We start from the raw sequence: 20,888 nt of genomic DNA on the forward strand, positions 1-20,888 counted from the left end.
CTAGCTCGCAACCGTCGCCATCATCATGCCCACGCCGGGCAGGAACTGGGCCTTCTCGTAGACCCCGTTCGCCTTGGGCCGGTAGGCGGCGTAGAAGTCCTTGCCGCACTCCAGGTCCTCCAGGGAGGCCTTGATCTCGCGCTGCAGCAGGGGCCGCGCCTGGTCGGCGGTGGGCGTCTTGCCCTGGCCGAGCTTGCCGAACTCCTGCATGAACGGTTCCTCGGTGCTGCGCGCGATGTCCGAGGGGCGCTGCGAGGAGGTCCGGTAGCCCTTGCCCTTCAGGCAGTCGGCGAACGCGCCGGCCAGCTCCACCAGCTTGGGGTCGCCGTCGATCTCACGGGCGATGATCTGCTTCAGCATCTCGCCCTGGGCCTTGGAGACCTCCTCCATCGACTTCATGTTCTTGCCGGTGACCTTGTTGATCATCACCAGCGTGCAGGAGCCCATCGCATCGAAGTAGGCGTCCCGCTGGGCCTTCGGCAGTCCGGCGATGACCTTTCCGTTGGGGTCGTCGCCGGCTCCGTCCATCTCCTTCGTCCGCATCGCCATCCGGCCGACGCCGTCGTTGGGGTAGACGAAGGAGGCGGCGAAGCCGAAACCGTACTTTTCACGATATTTCCGCATGCCCTGGTAGTCGCCGGACATTTCCTGCTTGATGGCGTCCGGGAGTTTGGGCATGGTCACGACGGGGTGATAGGTGAACCCCTTGCCTTTCATGCAGGTGGCCAGCTGGGCCTGGTGCTGGCGCTGCTTGTTGGCGTTGTTGGCGGGATCCGCGGAGGGTGAGGCGGCCGCCCCGGTCTCACCGGAGGTGGAGCATCCGGCAAGGGCCGCCAGCAGGGCCGCAGCAATCATGAGCGGCGCTCGGGAGTTGGTCATGGGGCTTCACTGTCGCCACTACAAGCTGAAGCGAACCTGAACGCGCCTGAAGCGCGCTTCCGCAGCCGGATCAGCGAGGCAACACTCCAGCCGCGCGCCAGCGCCTGGTCACGGCCGTGCCGCAGCCGGTGGCGGGCTTGAGCAGACCCGGAAGCCCGCCGACGCTAGCGGGAGCAAGCAGGAGCCAGCGGGACGGCACGGACCCCGCCGGGGACGTCCCGGGCGGGGTCGCCGGCGTTCCGGCTAGCGGAGGTCGCGGATGAGGGTGCCGATGATGGAGTCGACCTTGTCCGAGTTGAACGAGTCCGAGCCGATCAGCAGAGTGACGGCCCGCCGCCCGTCGTCCGTGATGGCGTTCCTGAACTTGTGGCCGCTGGCCATACTGCCGCTGTGTCCCCACGTGACCAGGCCGGGGGTGTGCCGGTAGCCCTCGACGCCCAGGCCGTAGTCCTGGCCGAAGTCATCCTTGATGGTCTTCTTCATCTCGGCGAGCTGGGCCGGGGCCAGCAGCTTGCCGGTCATCAGCGCGCTCCAGAAGGCGGTCGTGTCGGCGCCGGTCGAGATCAGCGCGCCCGACGCGTCGGCCTCCGAGGTGTTCCACTCCGTCTTGTCCACCAGCTTCCCGCCCTTCTTGACGTAACCCCGCAGGTCGGGCTTGGGGATGGTGATCCGGTCGCCGGGCCAGGAGGTCCCGCGCAGCCGGAGCGGCTTGATGATGCGCCGCCTGATCTCATCGCCGATACCGCGGCCGGTGATCTTCGTGACGATCAGCCCGGCCAGGTTGTAGTTGGTGTTGGAGTAGGCGAAGCCCGACGGGGTCCTCTCGGGCGGGGGCAGGGGCAGCGCCTGCTCCACCGTCTGCAGGGGCTCGATGTGGTCCCAGCGGTGCTCTTCCTCGTCTTCCCAGAACGGCGCGGCCAGGTAGTCGGGCAGGCCGCTGGTGTGCTGCAGAAGCTGGCGGATCGTGATCTCGCGGCCGTCGTAGTCCTTGGTGCGGATGAGGCCCGGCAGATGGCGCTCGACGGTGTCGTCCAGCGTGAGTCTGCCCTCGCCGGCGAGCTGCAGCACGACCGTGGCCGTCCAGGTCTTGGTGTCGCTGCCGATGCGGCTGTGCTCGTCGCCGGTGACCTTGCGGCCGGTCCTGCGGTCGGCGAGGCCGACGCCGCCGGTCCAGACGCCGCAGCGCGGGCTCTTCACCGTGACCGCGATCCCCGCGCCGACCCTCTCCAGCGCCTTCAGCGCCGTGCGGATGGGCCGGGTGTCACACCGTGACGTCACGGCCGACGCGGCGGACGGCGTGGCCACCAGGGAGGCCGTGACCACGAAGGCCACGAGAACACCTCGCATATTGTCTCCTTTGACGATACTCCCGCGTAAGGCGGATGCCCACGGCACGTGCATGCAGCCAGCGTCGCCGCTGACCTGACCGTCCGCATTCGGTGCCCGTCCAGACATTCCGTGCATGCTTTGTACGGCCGGCCAAAGAGGTGAGGATGCTCGACACCGGAGTACCCGATCTCGCCCAAGTCCTGGACGCGCTGGGCTCTTCGCTGCTGCGCCCGTTGACCGTGCTGCCCGAAGGACCGGTGCCGGTCTCCGGCGTGCTCATCTTCGAGCCGCGCGCCCCGCTGCCGTCCGTCAGGGACGCGATCCTGCTGGCCGTCGGCGTGGGCACGGCCGAGACGCGGGCGAAGGAGCTCGTGGACGCGGCGGCCGGCGTCGGCTACGCCTGCCTGGTGGTGAAGAGCTTCGGCGAACCGGCCGCCGAACTGGCCGAAGCCGCGCAGCGCTCGGGAATCGTCCTGCTCGCCGCCGACGAGGCGGTCGCCTGGCATCACCTGGACGCCATGATCTCCACGGCCCTCGCCTCCACGGTCCGCTTCGAGCGGGCCGCGGGAGCGCCGGCGGTCGGCGATCTGTTCGCCCTGGCCAACGCGATCGCGGGCATGGTCGGCGGCGCCACCGTGATCGAGGATCCGCACCGGCGCATCCTCGCGTACTCGACCCTGCCGGGGCAGGCCATCGACGAGGGCCGCCGCCAGGGCATCCTCGGCCTGCAGGTGCCGGACGGCCCGGACTACGACGAGGTCTACCGCGCGCTGGTCAAGGCGGGGCGTACCTGCCGGTTCCCGGCCTTTCGCGGCGGGCTTCCCCGTCTCGGCGTTGTGGTCCGCGCGGGCAACGAGGAACTGGGCTCGATCTGGGTCGTCGACGCGGAAGGCTCGCTGGACGCCGCCGCCGAACAGGCGCTCTCCGATGTGGCCGACATCGTCTCGCTGCACCTGCTCGCGGCGCGTACAGCCGACGACGCCGTGCGGCGCAGGCGCGCGGATCTGCTGCGGCGGCTGCTGGCCGACCCGAGCAGTGTCACCGCGGTCGCGCCGCAGCTCGGCCTGGACCCGAACCTGCCGGTCGCGGTGGCCGCGTTCGCCGTCGTGTCGAGCAAGGCCGACGACGTTCTCGCGGCGCACGCGGCCACCCGGCTCGCCGACCTGGTAAGCCTGCACTGCGAGGCCCACTACGGCAGGCACGGCTGCGCCCTGATCGACGGCACCGTCTACGCGCTGCTGCCGAGCGGGCCGTCGCCGAAGGCGCACCACGAACTCGTCGCCGACATCGCCCGGCGGGCCCACGGCGCGCTGCGGGTGCCGATCCAGGCCGGGCTCGGCTCGCTCGTGCCGGGGCTGCGCTCGATCGCGAGCTCACGCGCCGACGCCGACCTCGTCCTGCGCGCCCTGACCGACCGGCCGGGCGAGCACCGGCCGTGCCAGGTCGCCACGATCGACGAGGTGTGGGCGGGCGCGACGCTGTCGGCGCTGGCCCAGATCCTGGCCGCGCACGACGCCCTGCCCCGCAGCCTCGGGCCGGCGGTCCGCGCCCACGATCTCGAGCACGGCACCACCTACGCCGACACCCTCCTCGCCTACCTGGACGCCGACGGCGATTTCGCCGCCGCCTCCCAGCGGCTGTCGGTGCACCCGAACACGATCCGCTACCGGCTTTCGCGCGCCGAGGAGATCTTCGGCTTCGACCTCGCCGACCCGGACGAACGCCTGGTGCTGTGGCTACGATTGCGGCTCGGCGACCAGGTCGGCTGGTAGGGATGTGACCCCATGACGGACGAGCTCGGTGTCTCCGTGACGACCTTCGCGCGCGGCGTCGTCATCCACCTGTCCGGGCCGCTGGGCAGCGGCGCAGCGATGCGGCTGGGGGAGGCGATCGCGGCCGTCGACGAGCGGGAGACGCCCACCGTCATCCTCGACCTCGCGAGGGTTCCGGCCTGCGACATCCAGGGCATGGGGGCGATCATCGCCGCCATGAAGCACGCGGCGCGCCGGGACCTCCGCCTGATCATGGCGGCTGTCAACCCGCCGATCTCGCGGGCCATCGAACGGCACGGCCTGACGGATCGGGCCGAACTGCGCGGCAGCCTGCGGGAGGCCGTGGACGAGCTCGAAGCCTGACTCACGACACGGGACCCCCGTTAACCGCTTTTTACCGCAGGCAGTCCAAGGGCCTGATACAGTCGTTGCCAGTTGCAGTTGTGGTACCCCATACAAACTTTTGGCGCACCTGGCGAACGTGATTGGTCAGGTGCGTTTTTTGTTGCCGGTCATCTCCGGATGGGCACATCGCGGCAACTCGGAATCCGTAGGTACGGATGCCGGTTCTGCACACCTATCAAAGGGAGATAGACATGGCCGTCGGAACTGTCAAGTGGTTCAACGCGGACAAGGGCTTCGGCTTCATCGAGCACGAGGGCGGTCCGGACGTCTTCGCGCACTACTCGCAGATCGTCTCTCAGGGCGGCTTCCGCGAGCTGCGTGAGGGCCAGAAGGTGTCGTTCGACATCACCCAGGGCCAGAAGGGCCCGCAGGCGGAGAACATCGTTCCCGCCTAGTCGGTACGCACGAAGGCCGGGGCTCGCATCCGATGGATGCGGGCCCCGGCTCGTTGGTCCCCCTTGACCGCGGGGAAGAGCATGATCCCGGCCACGACCAGCGCCGCCCCGGCCACGTGCCAGACGGTGAGCGCCTCGCCCAGGAAGGCCACGGCCGTCAGGACGCCGATCACCGGGACCATGTTGAGGATCACGCCTGCCGTACCGGCGGGAATGTGCCTGATCGCGTGGTTGTAGAGCACGAAGCCGAGCGCGAAGCAGACCCCGCCCACGAAGATCGCGGCCAGCCAGTACGGCGCCGCGACGTCGGTGGGCAGCGGTTCGCGGCCACTCATCCACGGCCACAGCGCCAGCGGCAGCACGAGCGCCGTGGCGTAGGTGAACTGGTAGGTCGTCATCGTGAGCGCGTCCACGGCCGGCGCGGTCCTGGCGGCGAGCGTGACGTAGACGGCCGCGGCCAGGGAGCCGCCGAGCACGATCAGGTCGCCGACGTTGAAGCCGCTCCCGAAGCCGCCGCCGAAGGCGCCGCCGTCGAGTGCCAGGACACCGAGCAGCGCCAGCACCAGCCCGAGCACGGACCTGCCGCGGATGCGTTCCTTCAGGAACATCGCCGCCAGCACCAGGACGAAGGCGGACTCGCTCGCCCCGAGCAGCGAGGCGTTCGTGGCCGTGGTGAAGGTCAGGCCCAGCGTGAGTCCGCCGTAGGCGAGCGCGGGCTCGAACAGGCCGAGCAGCGCGAACCGCCACTGACCGGGCGTGCCGTCGCGCCGGCCGCGCAGGAGCAGGATCACCCAGAGCACGGTTGTCGCGGCGGCGAGCTTGACGACCAGCAGGGTGAGCGGGCCGAAGCCGTCCAGGGCGTACTTGGTGGCGGTCGTCGCGGCGCCCCAGCCCACCGCGGCGACGATCAGGAGCGTGCGGTTCATGACACCGACCGTTCTACGGGGCAGTCATCTTGCGGGCAGGCGACGTAGTCGCAGAGGCGGCAGATGCGGTCGGCGCGCTCGCGGCTGACGGCCAGGGTGGTCAGCACCTGTTCGACGATGCCGGTCAGCTGCCGTTCCTGTTCGCCGGTGAGCGTGCCGAGCGCCCTTCGCAGGACGGCCCGCCGCCCGGCCACGATCGCCGTGGCCATCTCGGTGCCGCGTTCGGTCAGCCACAGCGACACGCTGCGCCGGTCACGTCCCGGACGCCGTTCGACCAGGCCTTCGGCGGCCAGCCGGTCGACCAGGCGGACCGTCCCCGAGCCGGTGATGCCGAGCACCCGGCTCAGCTCGTCGACGTGCTCGCCCGGCACGGCCAGGATCGTCGCCAGGGCCGAGGCTCCGGTGGCGCCCTGGGCGGTGACGCGCCGCGTGGCCTCGTCCAGTTCGTCGGCGAGCCCGACGACCAGAGCGCTGACGAGGTTCACTGATCTGTCGTCCATGCTCTCCATAATAGCTGACTGAGTCAGTCATATAAAGTGTCCGGGGGTGGCCCGCCGGAGCCGGTGATCGTATTGTCGGGAGAGATTCCCGACGTGAGGATCTCCGGATGCCCCGACCCCGCACCGTCCTGGCCTTATGCGCCCTCGTCACGCCCATCCTGTACGGCGGGCCCGCCCAAGCCGAGGCCGACCAGCCGTTACCCTCGGCGATCTTCCGCGCCACGCACAACAGCTATTCCGGCGACATCGGCGGCGCCAGGAAGTCGATCCCCCACCAGCTCGACCGCGGCATACGCTTCATCGAGCTCGACATCCACGACAACGGCTACGCCACCTCCCGCGACTACTCCGTCGGCCACGACTCCCCCGGCGACGAGGTCGACCACCAAACGGGCAACCCCGGCTCCAACAACCTGCGCGACTGGCTCACCGTGATCAACAACTGGTCCGCGCAGCACCCGGAGGCCGCGCCGATCGTCGTCGCGCTGGACGTCAAGGACAACCTGACCGACAACGGCTCCTACGCCGCGGGCAACCTGGCCGCGCTCAACGACGAGCTCACCTCCGTCTTCGGGCCGCGCCTGATGCAGGCCAAGGACTACCCCGCGCAGCCGCCCACGGTCGACGCGCTGCGCGGCCGGGTGCTCCCGGTGATCTCCGGCGACGGCGGGACCCGGGCCCAGTACAAGCGCGACGTCGGCCACAACCCGGCCGTCGCGATCAACGGCCGCGGGCAGGTCGTCGAGGTGCACGACTCGGGTTCCGGGGACCTCTGGTACTGGTCCGGCGTGTACGGCGCCGACGGCCGCGTCACCTGGCTGCGCCACGGCAGGTACGACAGCGGCGTGACCCCGGCCGTCACCCTCAATGACCACGGCGACCTGGTCGAGGTCCACCAGTCGCAGAACGCGACCACGCTCTGGTACCGCGTGGGCCGTCTCGCCGCCGACGGCGAGATCACCTGGTCGGCCTCGAACCGCTACGACAACGGCGTCCTGCCGACGGTCAGGTTCACCGACCCGGCGGGCACCCAACTGCGGGAGATCCACCGCAGCCAGGCGAACAGCCAGAACTGGACGTGGAACGGCACCTTCGACGCCGGAGCCCGATCGGTCGCCTGGAGCGGCAACGCCAGGACCTCCGACCCCCGCTACGACAAGAGCACCTCCGTCAGCGGCTCCTCCCGCGTGCGCGTGTGGACCGGCGCCGACGGACCGACCCCGGCCCAGACCCTGCGCGTGGACACCGACCGGCACACCGGCGCGCGCATCCGCTACCGGCAGACCGCCTTCATCGAGTTCCAGCAGGGCAACAGCGCCGAACTCCAGCAGGACGCGCTGTTCTACGCGGCACCCGCGAGCGCCTCCTCGTTCATGATCTCCTCCCGGCAGGCCGGGCGGCTGGTGCGCGGGTGGGGCTTCAACGCGGCGGGCAACGCGACCACGCCGCTGGCCAGCTATCCGGCGACGGACCACCCGGACGCCGCGTGGTACCAGGATCTCCTGACGAGGTCCGGCGCCGTGCGGTGACCCGGGACGGGCACGGCCGCATCACCACCGGCCGTGCCCGCCCCGGTCCGCGAGGTCAGGCCTTCCCACGCGGGAGCCGTGGATCAGTGCCGCTCGCGCAGGTTCGCCGCCGGCCTCCTGGCCGCCCGCACGGTCGTCTCGGGACCGTTGGGGATCAACGGGGTGGGGGTACCGGGGTTTCGGTGATCAGCCGGGCTTCCGTTCTCCGGTGTACGCCGGCAGCGCCCGGTCGGTGAGGAAGGCGGTCACGGTGGCGGCCGGGCCGGTGGTCGAACGCCACCGCGAGCCGGAACGGCCGCCGCGCCGGCCGGCTGGTGCGTCGCCGAACGCCATGAACTGGGCTATCCTCCCGGTCCAACAGTTTTTCTGGTCATATGAACCGGTTTGGAGCCTTATGTCTACGCTTGTGCTTCTCCATGCCTTCGGCTCCAGCGGGCGGGCCTGGTCTCCCCAGGTCGCCGAACTGTCCCCGCGGCACCGGGTGCTCACCCCCGACCTGCCCGGCCACGGCTCCAGCCCCGGCCCGTTCTCCCTGGACGCCGCCGTGCGCTCGGTCCGCGAGCTGCTCGCCGCCGAGGAGCAGGTCCACCTCGTCGGGATCTCCGGATCGGTGAGCGTCGCCCTCCTGACGGCCCTGGCCGAACCGGAGAAGGTCGCGAGCCTCGTCCTGTCCGGCGGCGTGGCGGCCCCGACCGGCGGCGACGGCCTCCAGCGCACCGTGATGGGGCTGCTGCCGGCCGGGATGATCGTGTCGATGATGAAGGGCATGTACTCCGGCGGCCGCCCCGAGCACACCGCGACCGCCGCCGAGGACCTGCGCACGGCGGGCAAGGCGGCGCTGCTCACCGGGCTGCGCGAGCTGGGCGAGCTCGACCTGCGGCCCAGGCTCGCCGAGATCAAGGCACCCGCCCTGGTACTCGTCGGCGAGAAGGACAAGGCCAACATCGCACCCGCCGAGGTCCTGGCCGCCGGACTCCCCCAGGCGGAACTGCGCGTCATCCCGGGCGCCGGGCACATCTGGAACCTCGAACAACCCGAGCTGTTCACCCGCCTCGCCACTGACTGGGCCGGCGTCCCACGGGATTAGCCCACGGCGGCCGCCCGGCGTTCCCGACGCCGTCCGGCCCCGCGGCGCAGGACATGAAGGCCGGGCCCCGCCGGCGACCGGATCGCGCCCCTGTTCTCCCGGTGATCGCCTTCCGTAGGATGGCCGGGTGCGCGCTCGTGAGCTTCCCATCGCCCTGCAGGGCCGCCCCGGTCCCGCCAACGCCATCACCGACGTCCCCGGTGTCCAGGTCGGCTACGTCACGCTGACCGAGGGCGCGGCCCGCACCGGGGTCACCGCCATCCTGCCCCGAGGCCGCGACGGGGTGGGCATGCCGTGCGCGGCGGGCGTCTACTCGCTCAACGGCAACGGCGAGATGACCGGCGTGACGTGGATCGAGGAGAGCGGCGCGCTGACGCTGCCCGTCGCGATCACCAACACCCACGCCGTCGGCACCGTGCACCGCGGCGTCATCGACTGGGTCGTCGCCGCCCATCCCGCGCTCGGCGCCGAGTGGCTGCTGCCGGTCGTGGCCGAGACCTGGGACGGCTACCTCAACGACATCAACGGCCCCCACGTCCGCCCTGAGCACGCCGGCCAGGCCATCGAGTCGGCCGCCGGCGGGCCGGTCGCCGAAGGCAACACCGGCGGCGGCACCGGCATGAACTGCTACGGATTCAAGGGCGGCTCGGGCACCGCCTCACGCCTGGTCGAGCACGCCGCCGACACGTACACGGTCGGCGCGTTCGTCCAGGCCAACTTCGGCAGACGATCCGAGCTGACCGTGGCCGGGGTGCGCGTCGGGCAGGACCTTCTCGACGACAACCCCATGGAGGAGCACGCGCGGGCACGGGCGGGCGCGGGCTCGGTGATCGTCGTGGTGGCCACGGACGCGCCGCTGCTGCCCGGCCAGTGCAAGGCGCTGGCGCGCCGGGTGCCGATGGGCCTGGCCAGGACCGGGACCACCGGCAGCCACTTCTCCGGCGACATCTTCCTGGCCTTCTCCACCGCCAACGAGGGGGCGCTGGCCAGCGGGTTCGCCGCCGGTGACGACTACGAGACGCTGCGGTTCGTGCCGTGGGGCCGCATGGACCCCTTCTACACGGCCGTCGTCGAGGCGGTGGAGGAGGCGGTGCTCAACGCGCTGACCGGCGCCGAGGAGAGCATCGGCCGCGACGGCCACCGCTCCCCCGCCCTGCCACTCGACCGGCTGGCGGAACTGCTCTCCCGCTGAAGCCACTCCCGGGCGCCGGGATACGGCGTCACCACTGGGGTACACCACCACCGCTGGGGTACGGCGCCGCCGTACCCCCGCCAGGGCTTGTCAGTACGCGGCCGGAATCGCGCGCGGCACGCGGGGCATGCCCCACAGGCGGTTCTCCTCGCGCAGCGTGCGCAGGCGCTCCACTTCGGCGCTCCACTCGGCCCCGGCGGGCGTGGCCTTGGCCTTGCGGCGGGCGATGCGGTCGTCGTAGGCCTTGACGCCGAACGTGGCCCGCTGGCCCGCCTCCGCCCCGCGCAACGCCTCGGTCAGCGCCTTGTCGAAGGCACGGCCCGCGGCCAGCAGCTCGATGTCGTCGACGTCGGCGGCCCGCAGCTCACGCACGGTCAGCTCGGCCTCGCGGGCCTTGGCCAGCAGCTCCGGGAAGGTCTTGGAGATCTCGATGTCCGCGTGGTAGCGCACCTCGGCCTCGCGGCTCACCCGGGGACGGAAAAACGCCATCGACTCTGCCTTTCTCAACGCTGCGTATCAGGCGTAGCGTACGCCGTCGCGGGACACGGGCCGTAATCGGACCCGCCCCGGCGCCTTTACATAGTAGATTTCTTACATGCCCGCGAAGCGACCGCCCGTACCCCTGTCCCGCGAGCGCATCATCGACGCCGCGCTGCACATCGCCGACAGCCAGGGCCTGCGCAGGCTGACCATGCGCCGCCTCGGCGACGCGCTGGAGGTGGAGGCCATGGCCATCTACCACCACCTGCCCCGCGGCAAGGACGCGCTGATGGACGCCCTGGCCGAGCACGTCACCGCCGTCCGGGTCGAGGCGGGTTCGAGCTGGCAGGAGACGGCCAAGGCCTGGTGCAGGGCCGGGCGCGAGGCGCTGCGCGACCACCCCGGGGTGCTCGCCCTCGCCCTGACCAAGCCGCCCAAGGGCGCCACCACGGTCTCGATCAGGGACCAGACCGAGCAGCTGGCCGACGCCGGCCTTCCCGCCGCCGCCGAGGCCGTACGGACCATGCGCGCCTTCGTCTTCGGCAGCGTCGCGGTCGAGGTCCAGCAGTCCGGCTGGGCCGATCCCGAGGTCGACACCTGGACCCGCCGCGACGAGCGGGCCGACGCCGACTTCGAGCGCGGCCTCGACGCACTCATCAAAGGACTGCAAATTTAGTCGGCGTGTCGCGCTTGGACCGTTATCCTGCTTAAGACACGCTGTGTCGTAGGTCACAGACTCACCCGGGGCACCCTCCACTAACCGCCCGAACGGGCTATGTCGGTTTGTGTGACCCACGTCGCACACTTGCTAGAAACGAACAAGCCCGAGCCGCTCCCCGTCAGCTCAGTGCGACATGGGAGCCATCCACGAGATATCGGAGGCACGCCGATGTGCCCGCACGACCCGGTCTGCCCGTCTGCCGAGGCGCCCGACCGCGAGGCAGCAAGAACCCTCGCCTGCCACCCCGAGCAGGGGTGGAGCCTCCTCTGCAACGGCGTCGTCCTGTTCGAGGACACCGGGGAGCTCCTGCCCGGCGGCATCGTCATCGCACCCCACCGCCCCGCCGTGGGCGCCGCCTGACCTACGCGTAACGCACGATCCAGCGGGCGACGATCTCGCCCACCTTTTCGGGGTCCTTCTTCAGATCATGTCCCTCCCCCGGCAGGACGACCAGCTCAGCGGCGTCTGCCGGGTCCGGCACCCCGAACGGGTCCCGGTCCCCGTTGACCACGAGCACGTCGACGCCCGCCTCGCGCAGCTCCCCCGCCCTGGAACGTTCCGGCCTCCCCGGCGGATGCAGCGGAAACGCCAGCGCCACCACGGCCGCCGCGCCTGCCCGCAGCGCCGTACGGCAGGCCACCCGGGCCCCGTTGCTCCGCCCGCCCTGCACCAGCGGCAGGCCGGGAAAACGTGCGGCCAGCGCCGCCACGACGATCTCCCATGCCTCGTCCTGCCGCTCGGGCGAGCCCGGCGCCCTGGCCCCCGCCAGCCGGAACGGCTGCGTCACCCTGGCCACGCTCACACCCGCGGCCAGCGCGTGCTCGCGCACCGCCAGCAGGTCGGGCGCGTCCACCGTGCCCGCGGAACCGTGCGTCAGCACCAGCAGCAGCTTCGGCCGCCGGACCTCGTCGAGGTCGACCCGCGCGGGACCGCGCGCAGTGGTGATCTCCATGGCGCCAACGGTACTCCGGGAGGAGGCGCGACCTGGCTCTCAGGTGGGATGACGGCGCGCCGCCGCGAGGGGACAATCTCGGTATGGCAGACATGCGTCCTCTCCGCGACGAGCTGCAGGCGACTCTCGACGCCCGGCGCGATCTCGGTCCCGAATACGAGCAGGCGTTGGTGGAATCGTTCGTGGAGCGGCTGGACGCCACGATCGCCGCCCGGGTGCGCGCCGAGCTCGACACCCACGGCCCCAGACCCGGCAAGAACCACAAGCCGAGCGCCTCGGCCCTGATCCCCATCGCGCTCGGCTCGCTCGCCCTCGGCATCCCGCTCACGGCCATCGCCGCCTCGGCGGCCGGTCCGGCCGGCCTGGTCATGGCGTGGCTGGCGATCATCATGGTGAACGTCGTGGCGGCCGTCGCCATCATGCGCGGCCGCTGACCCGCACACCGCTCCGCCACGGGTACGAGGGCTCCGTGGCCCGCGGCGGCCGGGCGGTCAGCCGTCGCGGTCGAGGCGCAGGCGGACCTCTTCGGCCAGCGCCTGGTCGGCGTGGTTGAGGCCGTAGCTCCAGACCCGGTCCGCGTCGTCGGCGCGCCCGCGCAGCGGCAGCGTGCGGGCCAGCAGTTCGATGGCCAGCGCGCTCGTGCCCGGCTCGTCGCCGTCCTCCACCGCGCCCGCGAACTCCGCGCACGCCAGCTCCAGGTGGGCGATCCCCAGCTGCACCCGCAGCCTGGCCACCTCCGCCGCCGGCGCGTCGTGCAGCGCGGCCATGAGCACGTCCGCGGCCTCACCCGGCTCGCCCTGGAGCAGCAGCAGGTCGCCGAGCTGCTGCGCGGCCCGCGCGCCGAGGTTCGGGTCGCCCGCGCCGATCGCCGCGCGCAGTTCCTCCTCCGCCCCGTCCAGGTCGTCCCGCTGTACGGCCAGCCTGGCCAGCCCCAGCCGCGCCAGCGCCACGTACTCGGGGGCCCCCATGCCGAGCACCGCCTGCCAGGCGCCTCTGGCCTGCTCCGGCCGGTTCTCGCGCTCGAAGCCCTGGGCCAGGTGGCAGGCGGCCTGCGCGCCGTACTCGGGATGGCCGGTCGACAGCGCCACCCGGGCGGCCGCCCGGGCGCCCTCGGCGTCGCCCCGTTGCTCCAGCACGACCGCCAGCCCCACCGCGGCCTGCGCCCGGTCGGGCCCCGCGGGGTCGGCGGCCAGCTCGGACAGGATGGCAGCAGCCGCATCGAGATCACCGCCCTCGGCCAGCCTCCTGGCGTGTTCCAGCGGGGACGCGTCGACGTCTGGGGGTGTCAAGGAGGCTCCTTCTGAACGTTGATCGCCCCGAGCCTAACGACTCGGGGCGATCACGTCTCGCAACTCGGCCTGTCCTCATCTATCCCTGATGGACACGCTCTTGTTGCCTGCCGGCGTGACGAACGTCCAGGGCGGCCCATGACATACGCCACGACCGCTTCGGCCGGTACCGGACGTCAGCAGCCCCGGGCGCCGAACGCCAGGAACTGGGTGACCTCCCGCCGGTCGAAGTTGTCGTCGCTGCCGATCACCAGCGTGCACTCGCCGGTGGCCAGGCGCGGCCCCCAGGCCAGGCTCTCCAGGTTCTGGACCGGCGCCCTGACGTTCTCCAGGTCCATGACGAGCCGCTTGGAGACGGGCCGGTAGGGGCGCCCGGTCGCCAGGCTGTCCCTGCCCTGGACGTCGGTGGCCCGGCGCAGGTCGATCTCGTAGAGCTTGACCTTGTAGTCCACGCCCTCGATCCAGGAGCGCTCCAGGGCCAGGTAGCGGTGGTCGTCGAGGGCGAGGATCTCCGACACGCCGCTGTCGGTGACGCCGTCCGGCGGGATCGGGGCGGCGGGCAGCGGGTCGATCGGGTAGGCGTACTGCCCGCGCAGCCGGCCGTCGCGGCCCCACACGGTGATCCGGGCCGGGGCGCCGGACTCGACGGTGGGCGGCTCGCCGTCCTCAAAGCGGGGGCCCTCCACGATGGCGGCGATCGTGCTCGGCGCGAACGTCAGCCCCTCGAACCCGAAGTTGCGCCGCGGGCCGCTGTTCGTGGCGGTGACCTTCAGGTTGCCCGGCAGCGGGAGCTCGCCCAGGTGGCGCCCGTCGCGCCCGGCCCAGCGGACGAACAGGCCGGACAGCGGGATGCCGGGGTTGCGCGCGTCGGGCCGGTCGCCCTCGTGGCCCCAGAGCAGGTTGCGGCTCCACCGGTCGAAGCGGATCGTCTCCGGGTCGGCGTCATCGGGCTTGCCGTACCCGGGGTAGGGGGTCCCGTCGGGGCGCAGGAGCGTGGTGGCGCCGGTCAGGCGCACTCCGGTGAACGCGCCGGTGCGCCGGTCGATGTCGAGGGCACCGGTGTAGAAGCGGGCGGGGTTGTAGCGCCAGCGGTCGTCGGAGATGAAGTACCAGGTGCCGGTCCGCGGATCGCGATCGATACCGGACAGGCCGCCGACGACCGTGCCCTCGAACTCCATCTTGTGCGGAAGGCGCTGCTCACCGAGAAAGCGGGTGATTCTGAGCCCCTGCCGCGGGGCGGAGGCGGCGCTCGAGGGCGGGGTGGCGACGAGTTGCGCGCCGACCACCAGAGCCAGAGCCAGGGCGGCCTTCACCGATCTTCCCCGAAGGATCATTCACTTCTCCACGGCTTGGAAACGGGCCCCATCGGGGCCTGAGCAAGCACATGAGAGCGTGGATCAAGAGGAAAGTCATGAGGACATGCCGCTGCCCCGGCAGCCTTTACCGTCGGCTCCCGGGCCGGGACAGTCGAAGGCCCCGGGAAGACACAAAGCGCTTCCCGGGGCCTTCGGCGACCTCAGTCCTCGTACGCCTCCAGCGGCGGGCAGGCGCAGACCAGGTTGCGGTCGCCGTAGGCCTGGTCGATCCGGCGCACCGGCACCCAGTACTTGCCGTCGCGCAGCGAGCTGACCGGGTAGGCGGCCTCGGCGCGGGTGTAGGGGTGCGCCCAGGTGTCGGAGGCGGCCGCCTCGGCGGTGTGCGGGGCGTTGCGCAGCGGGTTGTCGTCCTTGTCGTAGGCGCCCGAGGCCACCTTGGCGATCTCGCCGCGGATGGCGATCATGGCGTCGGCGAAGCGGTCAAGCTCGGCCAGGTCCTCGCTCTCGGTCGGCTCGATCATCAGCGTGCCGGCCACCGGGAAGGACATCGTGGGCGCGTGGAAGCCGTAGTCGATGAGGCGCTTGGCCACGTCGTCGACGGTGACGCCGGTCTCCTTGGTGATCTGGCGCAGGTCGATGATGCACTCGTGGGCGACCAGGCCGCCGCGGCCGGTGTAGAGGACCGGGTAGTGCGGGGCCAGGCGGCGGGCCAGGTAGTTGGCCGACAGGATGGCCTGCTCGGTGGCGGCCTTGAGGCCCTCGCCGCCCATCATCCTGATGTAGGCCCAGGAGATGGGCAGGATGCCGGCGGAGCCGTACGGGGCGGCCGAGACCGCGCCGACCGGCGAGCCGGGACGCAGCGCGTGACCGGGCAGGTAGGCGGCCAGGTGCGCGCGGACGGCGACCGGGCCGACGCCGGGGCCGCCGCCGCCGTGCGGGATGCAGAAGGTCTTGTGCAGGTTGAGGTGGGAGACGTCGGCGCCGAACTCGCCGGGCTTGGCCAGGCCGACGAGGGCGTTGAGGTTGGCGCCGTCGACGTAGACCTGACCGCCGGCCTCGTGGACCTTGGCGCAGATCTCGGTGATGGTCTCCTCGTACACGCCGTGCGTGGACGGGTAGGTGACCATGATCGCGGCCAGCGCGTCACGGTGCTTGGCGATCTTGGCGTCGAGGTCGGCGAGGTCGATGTTGCCCTCGTCGTCGCAGGCGACCACGACGACGCGCATGCCGGCCATGACGGCGCTGGCGGCGTTGGTGCCGTGGGCGGAGGACGGGATGAGGCAGACCTCGCGGCCCGTGTCGCCGCCCGCCTGGTGGTAGGCGCGGATGGCCAGCAGCCCGGCGAACTCACCCTGCGAACCGGCGTTGGGCTGGATGGAGACGGCGTCGTAGCCGGTCACCTCGGCCAGCCAGGACTCCAGCGTGCCGATCAGCTCCAGGTAGCCCTCGGTCTGCTCGGCCGGCGCGTAGGGGTGCACGGCCGCGAACTCGGGCCAGGTGATCGGCTCCATCTCGGTGGTCGCGTTGAGCTTCATCGTGCACGAGCCCAGCGGGATCATCGAACGGTCGAGGGCGATGTCCTTGTCCTGCAGCTTGCGCAGGTAGCGCAGCATCGCGGTCTCGGAACGGTGGCTGTGGAAGACCGGGTGGGAGAGGTAGTCGTCCTCGCGGGCGAGCGAGGCGGGCAGCGCGTCGTCACCGGCCAGGTCGCTGAGCCCGGCGGAGACTCCGAAGGCGGCGGCGACCTGCTCCAGGTGGGCGAGCTCGGTCTTCTCGTCGCAGGAGACCGAGACGTGGTCGGCGTCGATCTTCCAGAGGTTGACGCCGCGGGCGGCGGCCTCGGCGACGACCTGCGCGGCCCTGCCGGGCACGCGGGCGGTCACGGTGTCGAAGAACTCGCCGTGCACGACCTCCACGCGGCCCGCGCGCAGCACCTCGGCGAGCGTCACGGCGTGGGCGTGGGTACGGCGGGCGATCCGCCGCAGTCCCTCGGGCCCGTGGTAGACCGCGTACATGCCGGCGATGACGGCCAGCAGCACCTGGGCGGTGCAGATGTTGGAGGTGGCCTTCTCCCGGCGGATGTGCTGCTCGCGGGTCTGCAGGGCCAGGCGGTAGGCGGGGGCGCCGTCGGCGTCCACGGAGACCCCGACCAGGCGGCCGGGCATCTGCCGCTGCAGCCCCTCGCGCACGGACATGTACGCGGCGTGCGGCCCGCCGAACCCGAACGGCACGCCGAAGCGCTGGGAGGAGCCGATCGCGATGTCGGCGCCGAGCGCGCCGGGCGCGGCGATGAGCGTGAGGGCGAGCAGGTCGGCGGCGGCGACCACGAGGGCGCCCGCGCCGTGCGCGCGCTCGGCCAGCGCGCGGAAGTCGCGCACCCGGCCGGATGCGCCCGGGTACTGCACCAGCACGCCGAAACACTCGGGCAGTTCGCCGTCGAGGTCGGCATGGACGAGCTCGATGCCCAGCGGCTCGGCGCGGGTGGCCAGCACGGCCTTGGTCTGCGGGAGGGCGTCGGCGTCGACGACGAACACGTGGCTCTTGGACTTGCCGGCCCGGCGGGCCAGGGTCATCGCCTCGGCGGCGGCCGTACCCTCGTCCAGGAGGGAGGCGCCGGCCACGTCGAGGCCGGTGAGGTCGGAGACGACCGTCTGGAAGTTGAGCAGCGCCTCGAGGCGGCCCTGCGAGATCTCGGGCTGGTAGGGCGTGTACGCGGTGTACCAGCCGGGGTTCTCCAGCAGGTTGCGGCGGATCACCGCGGGCGTGATCGTGTCGTGGTAGCCCAGGCCGATCATCGAGGTGAGCACGCGGTTGCGGCCGGCCAGCTCGCGCAGCTCGGCGATGACCTCGCTCTCGCTGGCCGCCGCGGGCAGCTTCAGCTGGTCCTTGGCCCTGATGGCCTCGGGCACCGCCACCGCCACCAGGTCGGCGACCGACTCGAAGCCGACGGCCTCCAGCATCCGCTGCTGCTCGTCGGCCGAGGGCCCGATGTGGCGGGTGGAGAACGGAGGTGCTGTCAGGTCGGTCATGAGGGTGCCCTCCCGAGGCGATGGAGACCGGCGCCGGGGCGCGGTGGCCGGGTCTCCCCCTCTGTCATGGGACCTGAGAGCTTCACCCCGCGGGCGGGGCTTGCACCGTCGGTGAGGCGCGCCTGGCTGGCGTGCCTGCTTTCCAGAGTTGCCTCACCCGAGCGGTACCGGTTGCCTGAGAGATTCCGGGGAGGGTTGCTCCTTCGGCGCCCCGACTCAGGGTCGGGGACTCTCCCGCACGGGGTCGTCAGCCTTCGGGACCTAGATTACTACGCCGGACCGCGTCAGGCGTTCCGGCACGCTCACCTATCCGATCTTGCGCGCGCGCCGCCGCTGCGCCAGCTCGTCCGCGGGGTGGTCGGCCGGGTCGTCACCGGCCGCGGCTCGTTCCCCCGGCAGCTCCGCGAGCGACCCCTCGACTTCCCGCCAGACTTTGCCCAGCGCGATCCCGAACACGCCCTGACCGCCCTGCAACAGGTCGATGACCTCGTCGGCGGAGGTGCACTCGTAGACGCTGACGCCGTCGCTCATGAGCGTGATCTGCGCGAGGTCGGCGACGCCTCGATCACGCAGATGCTGTACGGCGGTGCGGATCTGCTGGAGCGAGACCCCGGTGTCCAGCAGCCGCTTGACGACCTTGAGCACCAGGATGTCGCGGAAGCTGTACAGGCGCTGCGAGCCGGAGCCCTGGGCGGCCCTTATCGTGGGCTCGACCAGGCCGGTTCTGGCCCAGTAGTCCAGCTGCCTGTAGGTGATGCCGGCCGCCGAGCAGGCCGTCGGGCCCCGGTAGCCGATGTCACCCGGAAGTGTCGCGGGGGCGTCGTCGAAGAGCAGGCCCTGCTCTCCGGCACGCTGCCGCGCGCTCTCGCGCCGCACCGGATCTTCCTGGCCGGCCGTCTTTCCCTCGCCGCTGCTGACCGCCACGCGGACCTCCGGCTTTCTCTCATCCCGCGGCCTGATCTGGGGGTTCGCAACGCGCGACCACGGGTTTCACTTGCACCGTAGGACCGTGACCAAGCGCAGTCAACGATCCGGCTCGGCGCGTCGTGAAGCGTAAATGCACTGAAATACCTACCCCGCCCTGCCGAAGTCCTCGGGCGTGATCGTGTCAAGGAACTCCCTGAACTTCTCCACCTCGTCCTCCTGGTCGTCAGGGATGATCACACCGGCTTCCTGCACGACCTCCTCGCTGGCGAAGATCCGGGCACCGGTGCGCAGGGCGAGCGCGATGGAGTCGGACGGCCTGGCGCTCACTTCGACGCCGTTGGAGAAGACCAGATCGGCGAAGAAGATGCCGTCACGCAGCGCGACGATGTTGACCGCGCGCAGGCCGACGCCGAGCGCGCTGAGCACGTCGCGGAACAGGTCGTGCGTGAGGGGTCGCGGCGGCGGCTCCTCGGCCTGGGCCAGCGCGATGGCGGTCGCCTCGGTCATCCCAATCCAGATCGGCAGGAACCGCTCTCCGTGTGCCTCCTTGAGCAAGACGATCGGCTGATTTGTGGGCATTTCAACGCGAACGCCCACTACCTCCATCTGCAACACGGGCTGCTCCGTATCCGACACCTGACCGCTCTTATGCAATTCAACGTAACACCCGGCGGACACCTGGGGGCGCGCCGGTGGCCTCTTCATCGGCCCAGGACACTCCGCACGCCCGCGCGCAGCAGGGCCGCGTGCAAGTCAAGCAGAAGTGCGGACAGCTCCCTGCCCACCTCGTCGGCCTCCCCGATCGCGCCGGGTCTGCGGCGTTTGAGGATGGGTGCGACGGTCTGTTCCACCAGCCCCGCCTCACGCTCGGCCGCGGCCTTCACCGCCCGCAGGTGCCGGGCGTGCAGGCCGAATCTGGCCAGGGCGCCGACGCTGCGCGCCACCTGGAGCGCGTCCTCGTCGTAGCGGCGCGCGACGGGGGCCAGCAGGCCGTAGTCCTCCAGCTCGGTGAGCGTCTCCTCGCTCAGCCCCGCCGCCTCCAGGAGCTCGGCGCGGCTGAGCCGCACCTCCGAGGTCTCCTGTACGGCGTGCGGCCGCCCGAACGACTCGGCCATCTTGTCCTTGATCACGCGCAGCGGGAGATAGTGATCACGCTGCTCGCGCAGGATGAACCGCAGCTGCTCCACGTGCAGATGCGTGAACTTGCGATAGCCGGACGGGCTGCGCTCGGGCTCGATGAGCCCCTCCCCCTCCAGAAAACGGATCTTGGAGATCGTCACGTCGGGGAACTCGGCGTGCAGCAGGCCGAGCACCTCCCCGATGCTCATGTGCGAGCGGGCCGCCTGAGAGGTCATCCCGCGACGGCGGTCCGCATCAGGAAGACCAGCCGGAACTTGCCGATCTGCACCTCGTCTCCGGAGTGCAGCGGCACCTCCTCGATGCGCTCGCGGTTGACGTAGGTGCCGTTGAGGCTGCCCACGTCGCGCACGGAGAACTGGCCGCCGTGGTGGCGGTAGAACTCCACGTGCCGGCGCGAGACCGTGATGTCGTCGAGGAAGATGTCGCTCTCGGGATGGCGCCCGGTCGTGGTGAGGTCCTTGTCGAGCCGGAAGCGGCTGCCGACGTTGGGCCCCCTGGTGACCGTGAGCAGCGCGGTGCCCGGAGGCAACTGCTCCACCAGGGCCCGCTCGGCGAGCATGAACTCACCGGTCTCCGCCTCGTACGCCTCGATTCCCGCGACCGAGATGGTCGAAGTGGTGTCCCCGGCGACCTCGGGTCTGGTCAGCGGTGACCCACAGCGGGAGCAGAAACGGGCATCCTCGGGGTTGGCGTGCCCGCACTGCGTGCAGTAGACGCTCGGCATCGATCGGCTCGGCCTCCTACCGCGAAGTCGCGGCAACGGTGCTCGGGGCGCGCCTCGCTTCGCTCTTCAAGTTTGCGAATGCCGCAACTTACGCTGATCAGCGACGAAGGTCAAGACGGACGCCTGACGACAGGTTTGGACGGTGACAAAGTTACCGCCGAGTCTGCCTCAAGGTCCATGCCGCCGCGCTGCCTTTCTGTCACGTTCCTGTTGCCTGCCGGGCAATCCGGCAGGTCATCCTCCCAGATGCCCGCCCAATGATCCACTCGAAGGTCCGGCGTGTCACTCCGGATTCT

At 71.2% G+C, this 20,888-nt stretch carries 23 protein-coding genes and 1 riboswitch; of the genes, 9 read left to right on the forward strand and 14 right to left on the reverse strand.

Annotated elements, in window-relative coordinates; translation table 11 throughout:
* Positions 1-879: a hypothetical protein gene (locus ACIBKY_RS09030; RefSeq protein ID WP_397095714.1), complete on the reverse strand. Its 879-nt coding sequence runs from the start codon at positions 877-879 to the stop codon at positions 1-3.
* Between the two features lie 243 nt (positions 880-1,122).
* Positions 1,123-2,226 carry a serine hydrolase domain-containing protein gene (locus ACIBKY_RS09035; RefSeq protein ID WP_397095716.1) on the reverse strand — a complete coding sequence of 368 codons (1,104 nt, stop codon included), beginning with the start codon at positions 2,224-2,226 and terminating at the stop codon, positions 1,123-1,125.
* Positions 2,227-2,372: 146 nt separating this feature from the next.
* Between ACIBKY_RS09035 and ACIBKY_RS09040 the strand changes: the two genes are divergently transcribed.
* The 3 genes from ACIBKY_RS09040 (at position 2,373) to ACIBKY_RS09050 (ending at position 4,780) form a co-directional block, all read left to right on the forward strand.
* The gene (locus ACIBKY_RS09040) at positions 2,373-3,980 is read left to right on the forward strand and encodes a PucR family transcriptional regulator (RefSeq protein WP_397095718.1); all 1,608 of its coding nucleotides are present in this window, start codon (positions 2,373-2,375) and stop codon (positions 3,978-3,980) included.
* A gap of 12 nt (positions 3,981-3,992) precedes the next feature.
* Positions 3,993-4,343 carry an STAS domain-containing protein gene (locus ACIBKY_RS09045; RefSeq protein WP_397095720.1) on the forward strand — a complete coding sequence of 117 codons (351 nt, stop codon included), beginning with the start codon at positions 3,993-3,995 and terminating at the stop codon, positions 4,341-4,343.
* 233 nt (positions 4,344-4,576) lie between these two features.
* The gene (locus ACIBKY_RS09050; protein WP_184963150.1) at positions 4,577-4,780 is read left to right on the forward strand and encodes a cold-shock protein; all 204 of its coding nucleotides are present in this window, start codon (positions 4,577-4,579) and stop codon (positions 4,778-4,780) included.
* On the opposite strand, the gene ACIBKY_RS09055 is transcribed toward ACIBKY_RS09050, so the two are convergent.
* Positions 4,777-5,706, reverse strand: a complete 930-nt coding sequence (locus ACIBKY_RS09055; protein ID WP_397095721.1) for a DMT family transporter — start codon at positions 5,704-5,706, stop codon at positions 4,777-4,779. The two genes, ACIBKY_RS09050 and ACIBKY_RS09055, sit on opposite strands and share 4 nt — an antisense overlap.
* On the reverse strand, positions 5,703-6,206 hold the full coding sequence (locus tag ACIBKY_RS09060; RefSeq protein WP_397095722.1) for a MarR family winged helix-turn-helix transcriptional regulator: 504 nt from the start codon (positions 6,204-6,206) through the stop codon (positions 5,703-5,705). Before ACIBKY_RS09060 ends, ACIBKY_RS09055 begins: the two co-directional genes overlap by 4 nt.
* A gap of 107 nt (positions 6,207-6,313) precedes the next feature.
* Between ACIBKY_RS09060 and ACIBKY_RS09065 the strand changes: the two genes are divergently transcribed.
* Positions 6,314-7,735, forward strand: coding sequence for a hypothetical protein (locus tag ACIBKY_RS09065; protein WP_397095723.1), 1,422 nt, complete (start codon positions 6,314-6,316; stop codon positions 7,733-7,735).
* 186 nt (positions 7,736-7,921) lie between these two features.
* Here ACIBKY_RS09065 and ACIBKY_RS09070 read toward each other — a convergent pair whose 3' ends face one another.
* Positions 7,922-8,068 carry a hypothetical protein gene (locus ACIBKY_RS09070; RefSeq protein ID WP_397095724.1) on the reverse strand — a complete coding sequence of 49 codons (147 nt, stop codon included), beginning with the start codon at positions 8,066-8,068 and terminating at the stop codon, positions 7,922-7,924.
* 61 nt (positions 8,069-8,129) lie between these two features.
* Between ACIBKY_RS09070 and ACIBKY_RS09075 the strand changes: the two genes are divergently transcribed.
* Positions 8,130-8,822, forward strand: a complete 693-nt coding sequence (locus ACIBKY_RS09075) for an alpha/beta fold hydrolase (RefSeq protein WP_397095725.1) — start codon at positions 8,130-8,132, stop codon at positions 8,820-8,822.
* A 127-nt stretch (positions 8,823-8,949) separates the two neighbouring features.
* Complete coding sequence (locus ACIBKY_RS09080) at positions 8,950-10,014, forward strand: P1 family peptidase (protein WP_397095726.1); 1,065 nt, start codon at positions 8,950-8,952, stop codon at positions 10,012-10,014.
* 90 nt (positions 10,015-10,104) lie between these two features.
* On the opposite strand, the gene ACIBKY_RS09085 is transcribed toward ACIBKY_RS09080, so the two are convergent.
* Positions 10,105-10,503 carry a hypothetical protein gene (locus ACIBKY_RS09085; RefSeq protein WP_397095727.1) on the reverse strand — a complete coding sequence of 133 codons (399 nt, stop codon included), beginning with the start codon at positions 10,501-10,503 and terminating at the stop codon, positions 10,105-10,107.
* 106 nt (positions 10,504-10,609) lie between these two features.
* Between ACIBKY_RS09085 and ACIBKY_RS09090 the strand changes: the two genes are divergently transcribed.
* Both ACIBKY_RS09090 and ACIBKY_RS09095 read left to right on the forward strand, forming a co-directional pair.
* The gene (locus ACIBKY_RS09090) at positions 10,610-11,170 is read left to right on the forward strand and encodes a TetR/AcrR family transcriptional regulator C-terminal domain-containing protein (RefSeq protein WP_379623095.1); all 561 of its coding nucleotides are present in this window, start codon (positions 10,610-10,612) and stop codon (positions 11,168-11,170) included.
* A gap of 213 nt (positions 11,171-11,383) precedes the next feature.
* Positions 11,384-11,575 (forward strand): DUF5999 family protein, encoded by a 192-nt coding sequence (locus ACIBKY_RS09095; RefSeq protein WP_184963175.1) that lies wholly within the window; start codon positions 11,384-11,386, stop codon positions 11,573-11,575.
* Between the two features lies 1 nt (position 11,576).
* Here ACIBKY_RS09095 and ACIBKY_RS09100 read toward each other — a convergent pair whose 3' ends face one another.
* Entirely contained in the window at positions 11,577-12,167 is a 591-nt protein-coding gene (locus ACIBKY_RS09100) for an alpha/beta family hydrolase (RefSeq protein ID WP_397095729.1), read from the reverse strand.
* Between the two features lie 83 nt (positions 12,168-12,250).
* On the opposite strand from ACIBKY_RS09100, the gene ACIBKY_RS09105 reads away from it, so the two are divergent.
* Complete coding sequence (locus tag ACIBKY_RS09105; protein WP_397095730.1) at positions 12,251-12,601, forward strand: hypothetical protein; 351 nt, start codon at positions 12,251-12,253, stop codon at positions 12,599-12,601.
* A 57-nt stretch (positions 12,602-12,658) separates the two neighbouring features.
* On the opposite strand, the gene ACIBKY_RS09110 is transcribed toward ACIBKY_RS09105, so the two are convergent.
* The 7 genes from ACIBKY_RS09110 to ACIBKY_RS09140 all read right to left on the reverse strand — a co-directional run bounded on the left by ACIBKY_RS09110 (position 12,659) and on the right by ACIBKY_RS09140 (position 20,592).
* Positions 12,659-13,456 carry a tetratricopeptide repeat protein gene (locus tag ACIBKY_RS09110; RefSeq protein ID WP_397095731.1) on the reverse strand — a complete coding sequence of 266 codons (798 nt, stop codon included), beginning with the start codon at positions 13,454-13,456 and terminating at the stop codon, positions 12,659-12,661.
* 176 nt (positions 13,457-13,632) lie between these two features.
* Positions 13,633-14,790, reverse strand: coding sequence for an esterase-like activity of phytase family protein (locus tag ACIBKY_RS09115; RefSeq protein WP_397095733.1), 1,158 nt, complete (start codon positions 14,788-14,790; stop codon positions 13,633-13,635).
* Between the two features lie 182 nt (positions 14,791-14,972).
* Complete coding sequence (gene gcvP, locus ACIBKY_RS09120) at positions 14,973-17,801, reverse strand: aminomethyl-transferring glycine dehydrogenase (RefSeq protein WP_397095735.1); 2,829 nt, start codon at positions 17,799-17,801, stop codon at positions 14,973-14,975.
* A gap of 152 nt (positions 17,802-17,953) precedes the next feature.
* Positions 17,954-18,048, reverse strand: a riboswitch (glycine riboswitch).
* 59 nt (positions 18,049-18,107) lie between these two features.
* On the reverse strand, positions 18,108-18,725 hold the full coding sequence (locus ACIBKY_RS09125) for a MerR family transcriptional regulator (protein ID WP_379623108.1): 618 nt from the start codon (positions 18,723-18,725) through the stop codon (positions 18,108-18,110).
* A gap of 147 nt (positions 18,726-18,872) precedes the next feature.
* Positions 18,873-19,343 (reverse strand): bifunctional nuclease family protein, encoded by a 471-nt coding sequence (locus tag ACIBKY_RS09130; protein WP_090771501.1) that lies wholly within the window; start codon positions 19,341-19,343, stop codon positions 18,873-18,875.
* Between the two features lie 86 nt (positions 19,344-19,429).
* A complete protein-coding gene (locus ACIBKY_RS09135) occupies positions 19,430-20,083 on the reverse strand; it encodes a MerR family transcriptional regulator (RefSeq protein WP_379623110.1) in 654 nt (217 codons plus the stop codon).
* Positions 20,080-20,592: an FHA domain-containing protein gene (locus ACIBKY_RS09140; RefSeq protein WP_379623112.1), complete on the reverse strand. Its 513-nt coding sequence runs from the start codon at positions 20,590-20,592 to the stop codon at positions 20,080-20,082. Before ACIBKY_RS09140 ends, ACIBKY_RS09135 begins: the two co-directional genes overlap by 4 nt.
* Positions 20,593-20,888: the final 296 nt, after the last annotated feature.

It is taken from the genome of Nonomuraea sp. NPDC050394 (assembly GCF_044459065.1).
GTDB lineage: Bacteria > Actinomycetota > Actinomycetes > Streptosporangiales > Streptosporangiaceae > Nonomuraea.